General features: G+C 72.9%; 20 protein-coding genes. 14 read left to right on the top strand and 6 right to left on the bottom strand.

What is annotated here, in order from left to right; genetic code table 11:
* Positions 1–83 precede the first annotated feature (83 nt).
* Positions 84–1,520 carry a decarboxylase gene (locus LTT61_RS32045; RefSeq protein WP_233017739.1) on the top strand — a complete coding sequence of 479 codons (1,437 nt, stop codon included), beginning with the start codon at positions 84–86 and terminating at the stop codon, positions 1,518–1,520.
* Positions 1,490–2,815: a pyridoxal-phosphate dependent enzyme gene (locus LTT61_RS32040; protein ID WP_233017738.1), complete on the top strand. Its 1,326-nt coding sequence runs from the start codon at positions 1,490–1,492 to the stop codon at positions 2,813–2,815. Before LTT61_RS32045 ends, LTT61_RS32040 begins: the two co-directional genes overlap by 31 nt.
* 16 nt (positions 2,816–2,831) lie before the next feature.
* Here LTT61_RS32040 and LTT61_RS32035 read toward each other — a convergent pair whose 3' ends face one another.
* Genes LTT61_RS32035 through LTT61_RS32025 form a run of 3 tightly spaced genes read right to left on the bottom strand, consistent with a single transcriptional unit; the run spans position 2,832 to position 5,304 of the window.
* Entirely contained in the window at positions 2,832–3,872 is a 1,041-nt protein-coding gene (locus tag LTT61_RS32035; protein WP_233017737.1) for a TIGR03857 family LLM class F420-dependent oxidoreductase, read from the bottom strand.
* On the bottom strand, positions 3,863–4,243 hold the full coding sequence (locus LTT61_RS32030; RefSeq protein ID WP_233017736.1) for a nuclear transport factor 2 family protein: 381 nt from the start codon (positions 4,241–4,243) through the stop codon (positions 3,863–3,865). The genes LTT61_RS32035 and LTT61_RS32030 overlap by 10 nt, the downstream gene beginning before the upstream one ends.
* Positions 4,240–5,304, bottom strand: a complete 1,065-nt coding sequence (locus LTT61_RS32025) for a phosphotransferase family protein (RefSeq protein WP_233017735.1) — start codon at positions 5,302–5,304, stop codon at positions 4,240–4,242. The genes LTT61_RS32030 and LTT61_RS32025 overlap by 4 nt, the downstream gene beginning before the upstream one ends.
* 270 nt (positions 5,305–5,574) lie before the next feature.
* On the opposite strand from LTT61_RS32025, the gene arfB reads away from it, so the two are divergent.
* The gene (gene arfB / locus LTT61_RS32020; protein WP_233017734.1) at positions 5,575–6,003 is read left to right on the top strand and encodes an alternative ribosome rescue aminoacyl-tRNA hydrolase ArfB; all 429 of its coding nucleotides are present in this window, start codon (positions 5,575–5,577) and stop codon (positions 6,001–6,003) included.
* Between the two features lie 18 nt (positions 6,004–6,021).
* On the opposite strand, the gene LTT61_RS32015 is transcribed toward arfB, so the two are convergent.
* Positions 6,022–6,390: a MarR family winged helix-turn-helix transcriptional regulator gene (locus tag LTT61_RS32015; RefSeq protein ID WP_233017733.1), complete on the bottom strand. Its 369-nt coding sequence runs from the start codon at positions 6,388–6,390 to the stop codon at positions 6,022–6,024.
* Here LTT61_RS32015 and LTT61_RS32010 point away from each other — a divergent pair.
* A complete protein-coding gene (locus LTT61_RS32010; protein WP_233017732.1) occupies positions 6,364–6,885 on the top strand; it encodes a cupin domain-containing protein in 522 nt (173 codons plus the stop codon). The genes LTT61_RS32015 and LTT61_RS32010 overlap by 27 nt on opposite strands.
* Positions 6,886–6,909: 24 nt before the next feature.
* Positions 6,910–7,563, top strand: coding sequence for an alpha/beta hydrolase family protein (locus LTT61_RS32005; protein WP_233017731.1), 654 nt, complete (start codon positions 6,910–6,912; stop codon positions 7,561–7,563).
* An 81-nt stretch (positions 7,564–7,644) separates the two neighbouring features.
* Here LTT61_RS32005 and LTT61_RS32000 read toward each other — a convergent pair whose 3' ends face one another.
* Positions 7,645–8,283: a TetR/AcrR family transcriptional regulator C-terminal domain-containing protein gene (locus LTT61_RS32000; RefSeq protein ID WP_233017730.1), complete on the bottom strand. Its 639-nt coding sequence runs from the start codon at positions 8,281–8,283 to the stop codon at positions 7,645–7,647.
* Positions 8,284–8,335: 52 nt separating this feature from the next.
* Between LTT61_RS32000 and LTT61_RS31995 the strand changes: the two genes are divergently transcribed.
* The 8 genes from LTT61_RS31995 to LTT61_RS31960 all read left to right on the top strand — a co-directional run bounded on the left by LTT61_RS31995 (position 8,336) and on the right by LTT61_RS31960 (position 13,609).
* A complete protein-coding gene (locus LTT61_RS31995; protein ID WP_233017729.1) occupies positions 8,336–9,160 on the top strand; it encodes a TauD/TfdA dioxygenase family protein in 825 nt (274 codons plus the stop codon).
* Positions 9,157–9,981, top strand: a complete 825-nt coding sequence (locus LTT61_RS31990; protein ID WP_233017728.1) for an SDR family NAD(P)-dependent oxidoreductase — start codon at positions 9,157–9,159, stop codon at positions 9,979–9,981. The genes LTT61_RS31995 and LTT61_RS31990 overlap by 4 nt, the downstream gene beginning before the upstream one ends.
* A 122-nt stretch (positions 9,982–10,103) precedes the next feature.
* Positions 10,104–10,883, top strand: a complete 780-nt coding sequence (locus LTT61_RS31985) for an ABC transporter ATP-binding protein (RefSeq protein WP_233017727.1) — start codon at positions 10,104–10,106, stop codon at positions 10,881–10,883.
* A complete protein-coding gene (locus LTT61_RS31980; protein ID WP_233017726.1) occupies positions 10,883–11,644 on the top strand; it encodes an ABC transporter permease in 762 nt (253 codons plus the stop codon). Before LTT61_RS31985 ends, LTT61_RS31980 begins: the two co-directional genes overlap by 1 nt.
* Before the next feature lie 97 nt (positions 11,645–11,741).
* Positions 11,742–12,203, top strand: a complete 462-nt coding sequence (locus LTT61_RS31975) for a phage tail protein (protein WP_233017725.1) — start codon at positions 11,742–11,744, stop codon at positions 12,201–12,203.
* 122 nt (positions 12,204–12,325) lie between these two features.
* Positions 12,326–12,568, top strand: a complete 243-nt coding sequence (locus LTT61_RS31970; RefSeq protein WP_233017724.1) for a hypothetical protein — start codon at positions 12,326–12,328, stop codon at positions 12,566–12,568.
* 178 nt (positions 12,569–12,746) lie between these two features.
* A complete protein-coding gene (locus LTT61_RS31965; RefSeq protein ID WP_233017723.1) occupies positions 12,747–13,064 on the top strand; it encodes an ArsR/SmtB family transcription factor in 318 nt (105 codons plus the stop codon).
* A complete protein-coding gene (locus LTT61_RS31960; protein ID WP_233017722.1) occupies positions 13,061–13,609 on the top strand; it encodes an SRPBCC family protein in 549 nt (182 codons plus the stop codon). The genes LTT61_RS31965 and LTT61_RS31960 overlap by 4 nt, the downstream gene beginning before the upstream one ends.
* An 88-nt stretch (positions 13,610–13,697) precedes the next feature.
* Here LTT61_RS31960 and LTT61_RS31955 read toward each other — a convergent pair whose 3' ends face one another.
* The gene (locus tag LTT61_RS31955) at positions 13,698–14,636 is read right to left on the bottom strand and encodes an SMP-30/gluconolactonase/LRE family protein (protein ID WP_233017721.1); all 939 of its coding nucleotides are present in this window, start codon (positions 14,634–14,636) and stop codon (positions 13,698–13,700) included.
* A gap of 155 nt (positions 14,637–14,791) precedes the next feature.
* On the opposite strand from LTT61_RS31955, the gene LTT61_RS31950 reads away from it, so the two are divergent.
* On the top strand, positions 14,792–15,577 hold the full coding sequence (locus LTT61_RS31950; RefSeq protein ID WP_233017720.1) for an adenylate/guanylate cyclase domain-containing protein: 786 nt from the start codon (positions 14,792–14,794) through the stop codon (positions 15,575–15,577).
* Positions 15,578–15,583: the final 6 nt, after the last annotated feature.

Genomic DNA, 15,583 nt, shown 5'->3' with positions numbered 1-15,583 from the left:
GGCACTGCCGCGCGTCGCCGAACCGAGGAATGCGCCATGAATCCGCCTGATTCCACCTGTCCACCCCGCACCGGGCGACCCCGGTGACCCCGCCTGCCGTCCCCGCGCTCCTCGACCCGCTCGTGCGCGAGTTCGTCGACACCGCCCTCGTCGCGGTCGCCGCCCGGCACGGCACTCCCCTGCACCTGGTGTTCCCGCAGGTCTTCGCGCGCAATGCCGCGGCACTGCGGGGCGTGCTGTCGGCACGCGGCGTCGAGCACCGCCTCTGCTACGCGCACAAGGTCAACCGGTCGCACGCCTTCGTGCGCGAAACCCAGCACCTGGGCCTCGACATCGATATCGCCTCGGCCGGGGAATTGGACAGCGCGCTCGGCGCGGGCTTCCCGCCTGCCCGCATCGAGGCCACCGGCCCCAAGGGCGAGCGCCTCCTGCGCCGGCTGCTGGCCGATGGCGTCACGATCAATGTCGACAACCGCTGGGAGCTCGACCGGATCATCGCCCTCGCCGAACACCCCGTCCCGATCCTGCTGCGGGTCAGCGGATTTCCCGGCACCGCCGTGAGCCGCTTCGGCATCCCGGCCGACGAAGTCGATGCGCTCTGGCCGCTCCTGGCCGCCAATCACGACCGAGTAGCGCTGCGCGGTTTGTCCTTCCACCTCGACACCGGCGAGCACCGCGACCGGCTGCGCGCCGTGACGACCTGCCTGGCCCTGCTGGAGAGCGCCTGGAGCGCCGGCCTCTCCCCCGACGTGCTCGACATCGGCGGCGGGCTGCGCCAGGTCTTCACCGCCGACCCCGCCGCCTACGACACCTACACCCGCGCCCTTCGCACCGCCCTGCTCGGCGACGGCCCGCCCCTGACCTGGGCGGGAGCCACCTTCGGTTACCGGGTCGGCGACGGGTCGGTGCACGGCATCCCGGTTTTCCACAAGTACGCCAACACCGTGCCCGCCACCGCCGCGCTGGCGGCCCTGCTCGACGCCGAGATCCCCGGCCAGCACCGCCCGCTGGCCGCGATCCTCACCGACAACCTGCTGCGGCTCTGGCTCGAACCCGGCAAGGCGCTCGCCGACCACGCCGGAATCACCGTGGCGTCGGTGGAGTTCACCAAGGATCTGCCCGACGGGACGGTCCTCGTCAACCTCGACCTCAGCCGGGACCAGGTGACCCCGGCGGACCAGGAAGCACTGGTCGACCCGCTCCTCGTCCCCGCGCAGCCACCCCCGGAGCACCCCGAACCACTCGGCGTGTTCCTCGCCGGCCGCCTCTGCCTGGAGCGCGACATGATCAGCAACCGCGCGATCCGGCTCCCCTTCCGCCCCCGCCCCGGCGACCTGCTGGTCTTCCCCAACACCGCCGGCTACCACTCCGACCTCTCCGCGGGCACCGCGGCCATGCACCCGCTGCCGCGCCGACTCGCCGTCACCCGAGACCGCTCCACCTTCACCGCCGGCCCCGACGCCGGCCACCGCCCCGCCGAGGAGGGCCCGTGCGCGCCTACGACGACATCACCGAACTGATCGGCGACACCCCCCTGCTCCGCCTCGACGCCGCCGTGCACGGCATCGAGCGGCTGCAGCTCTTCGCGAAGCTGGAGTCGCACAACCCCTTCGGCTCGGTGAAGGACCGCGCCGCCTGGGGCATGATCCGCGACGACCTGCCCGAGCTGCGCGGCCGCGGCTTCCTGGAGGCCTCCAGCGGCAACACCGCCAAGGCGCTGCGCGTGCTCGGCGCCAGGCACGGCATCGGGCTGCGCGCGGTGACCAACCGGATCAAGGTCGACGAGGTGCGCGACACGCTGCGGCTGCTCGGCACCGAGATCGTCGAGCTGCCCGGGCTCTCCGAGTGCCCCGACCCCACCGCCCCCGACGACGTCGCCGCCGTCATCGCCGCGACCATGGCCCGCGAGCCGGGGAAGTGGTACCACCCCTCGCAGTACACCAACGAGCGCAATGTCGAGGCGCACTACCGCGGCACCGGCCGGGAGATCCGCGATGCGCTCGCCGGGAGCGGGATCGAGCGGGTGGACTACGTGATCGGCGGGCTCGGCACCACCGGCTCCACCCGCGGCACCGCCACCGCGCTCGCCGAGCACAATCCGGGGCTGCGCACCGTCGGCGTGGTGTCGGCGCGCGACGACTTCATCCCCGGCATCCGCTCGGAGACCGAGATGTGGGACGTCGGGCTCTTCCAGCCGGACTTCTACCACCGGATCGTCGCCGTCGCCGCCGAGCACGCGGTCAGCGCCACGCTGCTGCTCGCACACCGCTACGGCGTGCTCGCCGGGCCGACCTCCGGCGCCGCCTACGCCGCGGCGCTCGACGTCCTCCGCCCCGCCGCGGCCGAATTGCGGCCGGGTGACCCGGATCTGGTCGCCGTGCTCATCGTCTGCGACCGGCTCGAGCCGTACCTGTCCTACCTGCGGGCCCGCCGCCCCGGGCTCTTCGACGACCCGGCCCGTCCGGCCCCGCCGCACCCCGCCGAGCTCGCCGCCGTCCCCCGGCTCACCCCCGAGCACCTGGCCGAGCTGGACCGCGACCGGCCCAGCACCGTCGTCGACACCCGCGGCGCCATGGCCTACCGCGTCGCGCACATCCCCGGCTCGATCAACCTGCGCGACGACCTGCTCGGCGGCCTCACCCCCGACCAGCTGCCGTTCTGCCGGTCCCGCCCGCTGGTCTTCGTCTGCCCGGTCGGGCGGGTCTCGCAGCACTTCGCCGCGCTCACCCGCCGGGCCGGGTACGACGCGTACAGCCTGGCGGGCGGGATCGCCGCCTGGCGGGATGCCGGGCTGCCACTGGAGCGTCGCCGCTGAACCGCGGCAGTGTGATCTAGGAGGCGGTGCCGTACTCGGCCAGGATCGGCTCCAGCTCGCCGGGCGTGGCGCCGTGCAGGATGACCCGGTCGGCGCCGTACTCGAACTCCTGCCGGATCCGCGCCACGCACTGCGCGGGGCTGCCGGTGGCGGCGGGCTCGAGCCATTCGTCGGGGATGAGCCCGGCGATGTGCTCGATCTGGTCCGGGGTCGCTTTGTGGTCGATACCGCCGGGCACCGAGGTCACGATCGGGTCCTGCCGGAAGCGGGCGAGCACGGCGGGGTCCCAGTCGTTGGTGCGCACCATGAGGTCGCCGTAGCCCTGCAGGTAGGTGGCGAGCCTGGCCACGGTCTTGCGCAGCCGCAGCTGTTCGGGGAGGTGGTCGCCGACGGTCGCGAAGCACGACCAGACCCGGACGTCGTCGGGGTTCCGCCCGGCCTGCTCCGCGGCCTCCTTCACGATCCGCACGCTGCGCCGCAGGGTGTCCGGGGTGAAGAAGGTGTGCAGGACGACGTCGTCGAAGGCGCGCCCGCCGAGGGCCAGGGTCTGCGGGCCGAAGGCGACCAGCGCCAGCCGGATGTCCTCGCGGAAGTCGGGATCGAGCATCAGCACCGGGTAGTCGCCGATCGGGCCGGTGTGGTCGATGATCACCTCGCCCTGCCACAGCCTGCGCATGACCCCGGCGAAGTCCTCCATCTGCGCGGTGGTGACCGCGGGCACGCCGAAGGCGTTGTAGATGGCGGCGATGCCGCGCCCGATGCCGAGGGTGAAGCGCCCGCCGGAGAGCCGGTGCATGGTCGTCGCCCACGCCCCGGTGATCAGCGGGTGCCTGGTGTTGTGGTTCGTCGCGGCGGTGGCGATCCGCATCCGCTCGGTGACCGCGCAGGCCGCGCCGACCAGCGACGACGCCTCCTTGACGTTCCACCGCTCGGAGATGAAGGCGGTGCCGAGGCCGAGCGCCTCGCCGTGGCGGGCCTCCTCGACCAGGGTGCGCGGGTCGCCCGCGCCGGCCAGCAGGTAGTAGCCGAGTTCGTCGAAGGTGCTGCTCACGCCCATGCTCCTTGCTCGTGTCCGCAGTTGTAGACCTCGACGATGCGGCCGTCGAGCACGCGGAAGATCTCGATGCTGCCGATCGTCACCTCGGTGCCGTCGGTGAGCGTCATGGCCGCCTCGTAGGCGATGGTGACGTGCTCGCCGTCCGCGCCGGCCGACAGCAGCGGAATGCGGAACCGCAGCGCCGAGCAGAGGTTCCAGGTGTCGCTGATCCGCTGCACCGCCTGCTCGTTGGTGAGGATCTGCACCGACCCGACCCCGTGCCGGACCACCCGCTCGCCGAGCAGCTCCGCGGCGAGGCCGAGGTCGCGTTCGTTCCACGCGCCCAGGTTGTACGCCTCGACCACCTCGCGGGGGCTGCGCGCCGGGCTCATCCGGCGGTGATCAGGTCGAGGGTGCCGAGTTCGCGGATGGCGCGGCAGCCGCGGTCGAGCATGGTGACGACCATGTCGTCACCGCGGTCGGTGGAGGCGGAGAAGGCGAAGCCGAGCGCGGTCAGCACCGGGATCTGCAGCATCCCGATCCGGTAATCCTGCCAGCAGGTCTCCGCCGGGTAGCCGGTGACGCCGTACTCGGCGAGATCGCGGTGGTAGCGGGCGACGAGTTCGCGTTCGCGCTCGGCGCGCACCGGGGGCAGCAGGCTGGTGCCGAGGAAGTACGCCAGGTCGCGCGCGGGCAGGCCCACGCTCACGGTCTGCCAGTCGACCACCGTGATCCGGGAATCGTCCGGGTGGAACAGCAGGTTGTCGACGCGGAAGTCGCCGTGCAGCACCGAGAACCGCTCCGGTGCGTAGAGCAGCCAGGGCTCGGTCAGCTCGGCCACTTGCGCGAGCGTCGCGCGGTTCTCGGCGCCGAGCCGGTCGCCGAGCTTGTCCAGGGTGATGTCGAGCGCGGTGCGGGTGATCCCGGCGAGCCCGGCGGCCAGGTTCGCGTCCGGTTTCGGCATGGCGGTGCCGGTGAAGGTCAGCCAGGCCGGGTCGCACCAGCGGGGGCCGTGCAGCCCGGCGAGCGCGGTGACCGCGGGTTCGGCCTGCTCGGGGGTGCATCCGGCGAGCTGATCGCCCTGGGCCGCCGGGGCGAGATCCTCGAGCAGCAGCACGAAATCGGTAGCGCTCTCGGTGATGTCGCCGTGGTACACGGTGGGCAGCGGGACCGCGACCGAGCCGGCGACCTCGGCGTAGAAGGCGCACTCGGAGCGGTAGCCGAGCGCGCAGCGCTCGCGGATGGCCGGGTCGAGCGCAGGCAGCTTCGCCACCAGGGTCGGCGGGAGCTTCGACTCCGGCGGGGCGGTCGGGGTCACCCGGTAGGTGGCGCCGGTCTGGCCGGTGCCGATCGGCTCCACGCGGACGTCGTCGACGGCCACGCCGAGCACGTCGGCGAGCCAGCGCGCGGTGATGTCCTGCGGACCGGACGGGATCGAGTGCGTGTTCGGCATCGAGATAAGCGTCCTTGCTCTCGCGATTGAGGTTCCGATCACGCTACCGAAGGGATGGCCGGTCGTCCAGACAGGTGTCCATTCCACTTTCCGGCCACAACCTGCGGTGACCGCCCTCGTCTCGAGCATCCTGAACCGGCTCGGCGTCCGCGGCCACACCCGGGCCGCCGGCTACGCGCACCGCCGCGGACTGCTCCGAAATGGGCTTGCGCGTCCCGTCGGCGGCTGCCACCGTTTTCCGGGAGACCCGGAGCGGAAAGGAGGCGGACGATGGCGGTGGACCTGGCGGTGACGCGGGCGCTGGTCATCCCCGCGTCCGAGCTGCGCGAGCGGTTCTCCCGCTCGTCCGGCCCCGGCGGGCAGGGCGTCAACACCACCGACAGCCGGGTGGAGCTCTCCTTCGACCTCGCCGGCTCGCCCTCGGTGCCGGAGCGGTTGCGCGCCCGGATGCTGGAGCGGCTCGGTTCCAAGCTGGTCGACGGGGTGCTCACGATCGCCGCGTCCGAGCAGCGCGCGCAGCTGCAGAACCGCGCGGCCGCCCGCGAGCGCCTGGCCGCGCTGCTGCGCGCGGCCGCCGCCGCCCCGCCGCCGGTGCGCCGCGCCACCAAGCCCTCGCGCGGTGCGACCGAGCGGCGCATCTCCGCGAAGAAGCGGCGCGGCGTCACCAAGCGCAACCGCCGGGCAGCACCCGACGACTGACCGATCGGGCCGATCCGGTCAGCACTCCCGCACCGCGGTCCCGGCCGCGGTGAGCAGCCGCCGCAGCTCGGCGACACCGTCCGCGCCGACGGCCCCGATCACCCGATGCTCCAGCGCGGCGAGCCGATCCGCGGCGATCCGCAACGCCGCCCGCCCGGCCTCGGTCGGCACCGCCAACCGCGCCCGCCGATCCGCCGGATCGACCTCGCGCCGCAGCAACCCCGCCCGCTCCAAGTGGCCGACCAGCTCCCCCATCGACTGCTGCGTCATCCCCGCCGCCTCGGCCAGCGCCCCGATCCGCGACCCGTCGGGCTCGAGGTAGCGGAAGACGGCGAAGTGCGCCGGACGCAGGATCTCACCGTGGTACTGGAGTTCCGCAACGGCCACCGCGTCGAGGTCGTCGCCGATCTCCCGGAGGTGCTGCGGCTCCGGCACACCCTCCCCGCCCCGGGCAGACAGGCGGGCCCGCACCGGCACCCGGTCCTCGCCGAAACCTGGACGGTCACCCGCGGCCGGCTCCGCTTCGTCATCGACGGCACCGCGACCGTCGCCGGGCCGGGCGACACCGTGCACGCCCCGCCCGGCGCGGTGCACGCCTTCGAGAGCCTCGACCCCGGCACCGAGCTCGACCACGAGATCCGGCCCCCCCTCCGGCATCTCGACATGTTCCGGCTGTGGAGCGCACTGGACCGCACGGGCCGCACGGGCCGCTCCGGCATCCCGCGCGACCCCCTCGCCCTGGCTCTGCTCTGGCAACTCCAGGACGGCTACCTCGCGGGGCCGCCGGAGTGGCTGCAACGCGTGGTCCTCGGCGGAGCGGCCCGGCTCGCCGTCCGGCTGGGGTACCGGCGCAGGCTGCTTCCCGGGCGCGCGCCACGGTAGCGGGAATGCCGTACCGTCACGGCGGTGGACACTCTGACCCTCGGTCCGGAATCCGCGCGCCTCGCCGTCCTGTTCGCCACCGGCGCGGGCGGCGATCCCCGCCGCTACCGTCCGCTGCTGGAACGCCTGTCGGCTGCGGGCTGCCGGGTGATCGCCCCGCACTTCGCGCAGTTCCGCGTCCCCGGTGAGCCGTCCGGCTCCGAGCTGCTCGCCCGTCCGCTCGGGCTCGTCGACGCCCTGGCCCGGCACGCGGATCCCGGCGCCGAGGTGGTGGCGATCGGGCACTCGATCGGCGCGTGGGCCACGCTCTGCCTGGCGGGCGCGGTCGCGCGGGGGCCGGACGGCACGCCGCTGCGCCCACCGGCGGAACCGCGCATCCGCCGTGCGGTCCTCTACACCCCGGCCGCCGGGTGGTTCACCGCTCCCGGCGCGCTCGACGAACTCACCATCCCGCTGCTGGTCTACGCCGGCGGCCGGGACACCGTCACCCCGCCGGAGCAGGCGCTACACCTGCGAACCGCGCCCGCCGACGTCGAAGTGCGCGTCCTACCGGAGGCGGGCCACTTCACCTTCATGCACGATCCGCCCCCCGGGCTCGCCGAGGAGCCGGCCCCTGTCCGCGAGCAGCTGCTGGACGGCATCGTCGAGGCCACCGTGCGGTTCACGACCACCTCCTGAGTGGAACGCCCCTACGCTGCCCGAACCGCAGGGCCGACTGACGACACCGCGGCCGCGCCGGACAACCGGCCGCTCTCCGGCCTACCGCGCCAGCACACCCCGCAGGAACAGGTCGACCGCGTGCGTCAGGTGCCGCTGCTGATCGCGCGGGCTGCGGTAGACGCCGAAGTCGGCGAGGCGGGCGGGCAGGATCTCCACCATCGCGATGAAGTGCTCGGCGGTGAGCTCGAGGTCGTCGATGGCGAGCGCGCCCGCCTCGGCGTGCCTGCGCAGCACCGCCATGACCTGCTGCTGACGTCCCGCCCAGCCGAACGACCCGGCGGCAGAGGCGAATTCGGGAAAGCGGTGCGCCTCGGCGCCGGCGATGCGGTGCAGCTGGACGATATCGGCGTCGAGCGCGTGCTCGATGGCGGCACGGCCGATGGCGAGCAGGGTGGCGCGCAGGTCGCCGTCGCCGTCGTCCGGCTCGGCCGCGGGGTGGACGGCGCGGCTCAGCGCCCACGGGATGACGTCGAGGAAGACCGCGCGCTTGTCGGGGTAGCGCGCGTAGACGGTGGCCTTGGCGACCTCGGCCGCCTCCGCGATCGCGACCATGGTCGTCCCGTCGTAGCCATTGGCGAGGAAGGTCCGGACGGCGGCGGCGCGCAGCCGCTGGTGCAGGGCCGCCGCCTCGGCCCGGGTGGGGCGGCCGCCGCGGCGCGGCGCTCCGTTCGACGTCACGCTCCGACTCTAGGCCGCCCCCAATAACTAGACATCGATGTATAGTTACCGCATGCCGAACGCGCTGCTGGAAACCACCGAGCTGACCCCCCGCATCGCCTCCGCGGTGCACGCGGACAAGGACGCGCTGCTCAGCGGCGCGCACGCCACCGCACTGCGCGACCTACTCGAACAGCGCGGCGTCCTGGTCTTCCCCCGCATCGGCTTCACCGACGACGAGCACGTCGCCTTCACCCGGACCCTCGGCACCTTCGCCCCCGAACGCAGTGGCGAGGAGGTCTACAGCGTCACCCTCGACTCCTCGGTGAACCGGCAGGCCGAGTACCTGAAGGGTTCGCTGTTCTGGCATATCGACGGCACCATGAACGACGTGCCCATCCGGGCCTCGCTGCTGTCGTCGAAGGTGCTGGCGCCCACCGGCGGCGAGACCGAGTTCTGCAACACCTACGCCGCCTACGACGACCTCTCCGCGGACGACAAGCAGCGGCTGGAGCAGCTGCGGGTCATGCACTCGGCCTGGAACACCCTGTTCTACTACGACCCCGAGCCCGACCACCGGACCCTGCGCCGGATGATGGCGATCGGCGACCGCGAGCTGCCGCTGGTGTGGACGCACCGCTCCGGGCGCAAATCGCTGGTGCTCGGCTGCACCGCGCGCCACATCGTCGACGCCGATTTCCGGGAGAGCGTGAATCTGCTCGTCCGGCTGCGGGATTGGGCCACCGGTCCGCAGTTCGTCTACCGGCACACCTGGTCGGTCGGCGATCTGGTCATCTGGGACAACACCGGTACCATGCACCGGGCCAGGCCCTACGACCCGGAGTCGGGGCGGCTGCTGCACCGGACGAAGCTCGAGGGCGAGGAGCCGTTCGCGTGAGCGGCTTCCGCGAGCGCTACGGCCGCTGGGCGGTGATCGCGGGCGCCTCGGAGGGGATCGGCGCCCACTACGCCCGCGCGATGGCCGAGCGCGGCCTCGACCTGGTGCTGCTTGCCCGCCGCCGCGCCGCGCTCGACGAGCTGGCCGCCGAGCTCCGCGCGGACACCGGCGTCGAGGTGCGGGTGCTCGCCGTCGATCTCGCCGAGCCGGACGCGGTGGCGAGCATCCGCGCGGTGACCGACGGCCTCGCGGTCGGCATGCTGCTGTACTGCGCGGGAGCGGATCCGGATTACACGCCGCTGCTCTCCGGGCCGGTCGAGCCCGCGCTGGCGCTGCTGCAGCGCAACTGCGCGACGCCGCTGCACCTGTGCCACCACTTCGCCGGCCCCATGGTGGAGCGCGGGCGCGGCGGGATCGTGGTGCTCACCTCGGTCGCGGGGCTGTACGGGGCCCCGAACATGGCCGCCTACGCGGCCACCAAGGCGTTCGACCTGGTGCTGACCGAGGCCCTCTGGGCGGAGCTGCGGCCGCACGGGGTCGATGTGCTCGCGCTGGTGCTCGGCACCACCGACACCCCCGCGCTGCGCCGGGCCCTCGTGCGCCGCGGCGCGCTGGACCCCGCGGATACCGCGCCGCTGCCCGGCGCCGCGACCGCGGCCGAGGTCGTCGCCGAGGCCATCGCGAATCTGCCGAACGGCCCCACCTGGTTCGTCGGCGACCAGCTCCGCGAGTTCGCGCGCAGGCTGGGGCTGCGCACCCGCGGCGAGGCCGTGGCCGCGCTGGCCAGGCACAGCGACGGTGTGGTGGCCGGCAACAGCTGACCAGCGCCGCAACCGCAATCCACCCGAGGGGTTGCATATGAGTATGCGTCTACGTACAGTTGCCGCAGGCGATGTGCGTATACATCTACTTATAGAATCACTTCGGGAAAGCGGAGCGTCCTATGACGACACAACACCCCCCGGCCATCCGGGTCCACGGCCTGCGCAAGTCCTACGGAGAGCTGGAGGTCCTGCGCGGCGTGGACTTCGAGGTCGCCCGCGGCAGCATCTTCGCCCTGCTCGGCTCGAACGGCGCGGGCAAGACCACGGTCGTGAAGATCCTCTCCACCCTGCTCCGCGCCGACGCGGGCACCGCGAGCGTCAACGGCTTCGACGCCGCCGCCGACCCCGCCGAGGTGCGCGAATCCATCAGCCTCACCGGCCAGTTCGCGGCCGTCGACGAGATCCTGACCGGCCGGGAGAACCTGGTGCTGATCGCGAAGCTGCGCCACCTGAAGGGCGCCGCCGAAATCGCCGACGACCTGCTCGCGCGGTTCTCGCTCACCGACGCCGGGGCGCGCCGGGTGGCGACCTGCTCCGGCGGCATGCGCCGCCGCCTGGACATAGCCATGAGCCTGATCGGGAACCCGCCGGTCATCTTCCTGGACGAGCCGACCACCGGGCTCGACCCGCAGGCCCGCATCGAGGTTTGGGATGCCGTCAAGGAGCTCGCCGCGGGCGGCACCACGGTGCTGCTCACCACCCAGTACCTGGAGGAGGCCGAGCAGCTCGCCGACCGGATCGCGATCCTGCACCGCGGCGAGATCATCGTCGACGGCACGCTCACCGAGCTGAAGGCGCTGCTGCCGCCCGCCGAGATCGAGTACGTCGAGAAACAACCCAGCCTCGAGGACGTCTTCTTCGCACTCGTCGGCACCGAAACCATCTCCGAGGACAAGTGATGACCAGGTATTTCTTCGCCGACACCGCCCTGCTGCTCGGGCGCTCGCTGCGGCACATCGCGCGCAGCGTCGACACCGTGGTCACCACGACGGTGCTGCCGATCGCCTTCATGCTGCTGTTCGTCTACGTCTTCGGCGGCGCGATCGAGTCGGGGTCGGACTCCTACGTGCAGTACCTGCTGCCCGGCATCCTGCTCATCACGGTCGCCTCCGGCATCGCCTACACCGCGTTCCGGCTCTTCCTCGACATGAAGAGCGGCATCTTCGAGCGCTTCCAGTCCATGCCGATCGCGCGCTCGTCGGTGCTGTGGGCGCACGTGCTGACCTCGCTGGTCGCGAACCTCATCTCGCTCACGGTGGTGGTGCTGGTTGCGCTGCTCATGGGGTTCCGGTCGGGGGCGAGCCCGCTGGCCTGGCTCGCGGTGCTCGGCATCCTGACCCTGTTCACCCTGGCGCTCACCTGGGTGGCGGTCATTCCGGGGCTCTCGGCCAAGACCGCGGACGGGGCGAGCGCCTTCTCCTACCCGCTGATCTTCCTGCCCTTCATCAGCTCGGCCTTCGTACCCACCGACACCATGCCGGCGCCGCTGCGCGCCTTCGCCGACCACCAGCCGGTCACCTCGATCATCGACGCGGTCCGGGCGCTCTTCGCCGAGCAGCCGGTCGGCACCGATATCTGGATCGCGCTGGGCTGGTGCCTCGGCATCCTCGCGCTGGCCTACCTGTTCGCCATGCGCACCTACCGCCGCAAGATCTCCTGACATCCATCGGAGCGGCCGCCGATCCCCCGGGTCGGCGGCCGCTCCGCTGTTAGAGTCCGGTGCGCAGTGACTTCGCCGAGGGATCGAGGAGTTCACCATGGCCGACACCGTTGATTTCGGCACCGTCTCGACCGCGGGGCTGGAGAGCTCGCCGGTCGCGGCGGCGCTCGCCGGGTTGCGCGCCAACGAGGCCCGCTACTTCCGGAACAAGTACGACCACGTCTTCACCGTCGAACCGGCGGCCGAGGCGCGCGCGGCCGTCGAGTACGTGCGCCGGATCCTGGCCGAGGAGCGCGGGATCACCATCGCCGCCCCGCCGCTGCAGGCCACCGCGTTCGAGGTGGCAGGCATCCGGTTCACCTACGTCTTCTACGCGGACGGGCTGGCGGTCAACGTGCTGTACACGCTGGCGGAGGGCGGGAAGCGCGCGGTGGGGTTCAAGCTCTCGGACGGGATGGAGATCCCGGACGAGCTCGGCGCGTTCAAGTTCGCGCGGCAGAAGTCGAAGCTGGCGGGGACGATCCGCGGCTCCTACTTCGTCATCAAGAACTCCTACTGACGTCGTCGCCGCCGACCACCCGGGTGTGGGCACCGACCGCGGCGGAAACTCCGGCGGGACAGCGTTTCCCGCGGCGCGGATCGGGCATTGCCGAATCAGTCCACCCCAGCTCAGGAGTCGAGATGCCCACCTTCGCCCGCCGCCGCCCCGCTACCCGCAATACCAGCCTGATCGGTGTGATCGTGCTGGTCTGGCTGCTCATCGGTGTGATCGCCGGAGCGCAGCGCAACTACTACGACAGCGCGCCGACCAACTGCGCCAGCACCGGCACCATCGCGCTCACCATCATCGCGGGCCCGCTGAACTACCTCGGCGCGAACCCGAAGGCGGACTGCGATATCGACGTCCCGCAGCCCAGCCAGTAGTTCACCCCCGCAGACGGTCCGCAGCGGCCCGGCTCGCATCGAGCCGGGCCGCTCTCGGCTGCGTCCAGCGTCGCACCGGGGCAATGCCCACCGGCGCGGCGACCAGCACAACCACCAGCCACGCCCAACGGCTATATATGCCTTGCCAGGCATATGCCTCTAGAGGTATGTTTGAGCGGTGACGAGTGACCCGTTCTCGGTGGTGGCCGAACCCCAGCGCCGCCGCATCCTGGAGCGGCTGCGGACGGGCGAGGCGACCGTCGGCGAGCTCGTCGAACACCTGGAGCTGCCGCAACCCGCGGTCTCGAAACACCTGCGCGTGCTGCGCGATTCCGGCTTCGTCACCGTCGAGGTGGCCGGGCAGCGGCGGATCTACCGGCTCGCCGCCGCCCCCTTCCAGCAGTTCGAGGGCTGGCTGACGCCGTATCTGCGGCTCTGGGACAACCACCTCGATGCCCTCGCCCGGCATCTCGACCGGAAGGACCCGCCACCGTGACCACGAATTCCTACCAGCCAGGCCCGCTCCGGCACGCCGAGGTCACCCGCAGCGGTGACAGGTGGGCACTGGTCTTCACCCGTGACTTCCCGCAGCCGCCCGCCGCGGTCTGGGCGGCGCTGACCGACCCGGACGAGCTGCGGCAGTGGGCCCCCTACACCGCCGACCGCCCGCTCACCGCCACCGGCCCGGTCACCCTGATCGCCATCGACGACGGCGAAGAACGGGAGATGCCCGGCGAGATCACCGCCGCCGACCCGCCCGCGCTGCTCGAGTTCACCTGGGACACCGACGTCCTGCGCTGGGAGCTCACCGCCGCGGGCGACGGCACCCGGCTGCGGCTCACGCACCGGCTCACCGACCGGGCGACGTCGCCCATGGTGGCCGCGGGCTGGCACGTCTGCCTCGACGTGGTCGAGCTGCTGCTCGCGGGCACCCCGGTCGGGCCGATCACGGGCCCGGCGGCGCTCGAGCACGGCTGGGCCGAGCTCAGCGCGCGCTACGCCGAGCAGTTGGGGTTCGAGCCGCCGGATGCTCCTCGGTAGCGGTCCGGACCTGCGGGCACTGCCCCGCCGCGCTCGAGAAGCACGGGCGCACCACCGCCGAGCGGCGTCGCGGCCGGCCGGACCCGGATCAGGGCGCGGCGGTGGTGGCGGCCGGGTCGAAGCCGCCGGGGATCTCGTAGATCGAGCCGGTGAAGGTCGCGGCGAAGAGCCTGCCCGCCGCGAAGCCGCTCGCTCCGCGACCGTAGGTGACGACGCTGGTGGACGGGTTTCCGCTGCTCAGCACGCAGTACCGCTGGGGTGCGTCGACCCGGACCACCTGGCCCGCGGTGTTGAACGGGACGATCGGGCGCTGCGCGGAGTCCAGGGTCAGCCCGTCGGGCGCGGCGAGCGCGTCGGCGCCGCCGAGGTCGAGCAGGGACTGCGGGGCGCCCGGGTTCGCCAGCGGGATGCGGCTCACACCGGGGTTGCTGAACGTGCGGCCGACGTAGAGGTATTCGTCCGCGCGGTCGAGGACGGCGCCGTTCGCGCTCGGCAGGCTCGCCCAGTCCGCCTGCACGGCGCCGCCGGGGGCCACGCGGCCGACGAGGCTGCCGAAATCGTTGGTGGCGTAGATGGTTCCGTCGCCGGCGACCGCCAGGCCGTTGGCGGCGCTGAGCCCGGCGGCGACCGGGGTGGTGGCGCCGGTGTCGGGGTCCATGCGGACGATGCCCGCGGCGCGCAGCACGTCACCGGCGAGCGCCCTGGCGTCGGCGCCGTAGCCGACGAGCAGCCCGCCGTCCGGGGTCCAGGCCAGCGCGCCGCCGCCACCGCTCGGCACGGTGCCGATGGGGACGGGGGCGGCGCCGGGCGCATCGATCCGGAAGACCCGGCCGGTCGCGATATCGGTGGTGAAGGCGCGCCCGCGGGCGTCGACGGTGAGCCCCTCCAGCGCGCCGGCGATCGAGGCGGCGGGCAGCGTCGGCTGGCCGGCGCCCGCGCAGACCGGGGCGGCCTGCGCCGTTGGCGCGACCACCACCGACACCGTCGCGAAGACACACGCACCGAGGACGACTGCCACTCTGCTCATGCCCCCCATTGCACACGGTCGTCACCAACCGCGGACCCGAAACGGCGGGAAAACGGGGCTCTTGGCCGGGCCGGTCTGCCGGAGGCGGGGAGCGCAGGGAATCGCCGCTAGGGTCGGTGAGGTCCGCGCCCACCTCGACCCCTCGGCGGTTGCCCGTGTCGCTCGAACTCCTGCTCGTGCTGATCGCCGCCCTGGAGGCGGCCGGGCTGATCGCGCTCGGCGTCGCGCTGGCCCGCACCCGCCGCGAGCTCGCGGAGGCGCGGCGGCGGGTCGATGCCAGGCAGGCGTGGGTGAGCGGCGGGCGCGAGGCCGTGAAGACGGTCTGGAGTGCGGCGAGCCTGCTGCGCCGCAAGGGTTTCCGTGGCGCGCTGCTCAGCTCGATCGAGGATCTGGCCGGGTGGGCGCAGGTCGAGCGGCCGGATCTGGCGACGCTCGCCCCGGACGGCCACGTCGCCATCGCCTTCTCCGACATCGAGGGCTCGACCGCGCTCAACGAACGGCTCGGCGACCGCGCCTTCGTGCGGCTGCTCGCCAGGCACGAGCGGCTGGTCGGCAAGCAGGTCGCCGCGCACGGCGGGCACGTGATCAAGAGCCAGGGCGACGGCTTCATGATCGCCTTCGCCGAGGCCGGGCAGGCGGTGCGCTGCGGGCTCGACATCCAGGCCGCGCTCGCCCGCGGCACCGAGGCCGAGGAGCGGGTCCGGGTCCGGATCGGCATCCACACCGGCCGCTCGGTGCGCCGCGGCGACGACCTCTTCGGCCGCAACGTGGCGATGGCCGCGCGGGTCGCCGGAGCAGCGGGCGGGGCGGAGGTGCTGGTCAGCGCCGCCGTGCGGGACGAGGTGGCGGCGCTGCCCGGAATCGCGGTGACCGGGACGCGGGAGGTCGCGCTGAAGGGGTTCGACGGGGTGCACCGGCTGTCCACGGTGGAGCGGGGCTGATCCGGG

The organism is Nocardia asteroides, from assembly GCF_021183625.1.
Classification (GTDB): domain Bacteria; phylum Actinomycetota; class Actinomycetes; order Mycobacteriales; family Mycobacteriaceae; genus Nocardia; species Nocardia asteroides_A.
This window is presented reverse-complemented; position numbering and strand designations above follow the sequence as displayed.

Coding starts and splice junctions, on each gene's coding strand:
- LTT61_RS31970 (WP_233017724.1), top strand. CDS start 12,326: ATGCCCACCTTCGCCCGCCGCCGCCCCGCTACCCGCAATACCAGCCTG.
- LTT61_RS31995 (WP_233017729.1), top strand. CDS start 8,336: ATGCCGAACGCGCTGCTGGAAACCACCGAGCTGACCCCCCGCATCGCC.
- LTT61_RS31975 (WP_233017725.1), top strand. CDS start 11,742: ATGGCCGACACCGTTGATTTCGGCACCGTCTCGACCGCGGGGCTGGAG.
- arfB (WP_233017734.1), top strand. CDS start 5,575: ATGGCGGTGGACCTGGCGGTGACGCGGGCGCTGGTCATCCCCGCGTCC.
- LTT61_RS31985 (WP_233017727.1), top strand. CDS start 10,104: ATGACGACACAACACCCCCCGGCCATCCGGGTCCACGGCCTGCGCAAG.
- LTT61_RS32035 (WP_233017737.1), bottom strand. CDS start 3,872: ATGGGCGTGAGCAGCACCTTCGACGAACTCGGCTACTACCTGCTGGCC.
- LTT61_RS31955 (WP_233017721.1), bottom strand. CDS start 14,636: ATGAGCAGAGTGGCAGTCGTCCTCGGTGCGTGTGTCTTCGCGACGGTG.
- LTT61_RS32025 (WP_233017735.1), bottom strand. CDS start 5,304: ATGCCGAACACGCACTCGATCCCGTCCGGTCCGCAGGACATCACCGCG.
- LTT61_RS32030 (WP_233017736.1), bottom strand. CDS start 4,243: ATGAGCCCGGCGCGCAGCCCCCGCGAGGTGGTCGAGGCGTACAACCTG.
- LTT61_RS31980 (WP_233017726.1), top strand. CDS start 10,883: ATGACCAGGTATTTCTTCGCCGACACCGCCCTGCTGCTCGGGCGCTCG.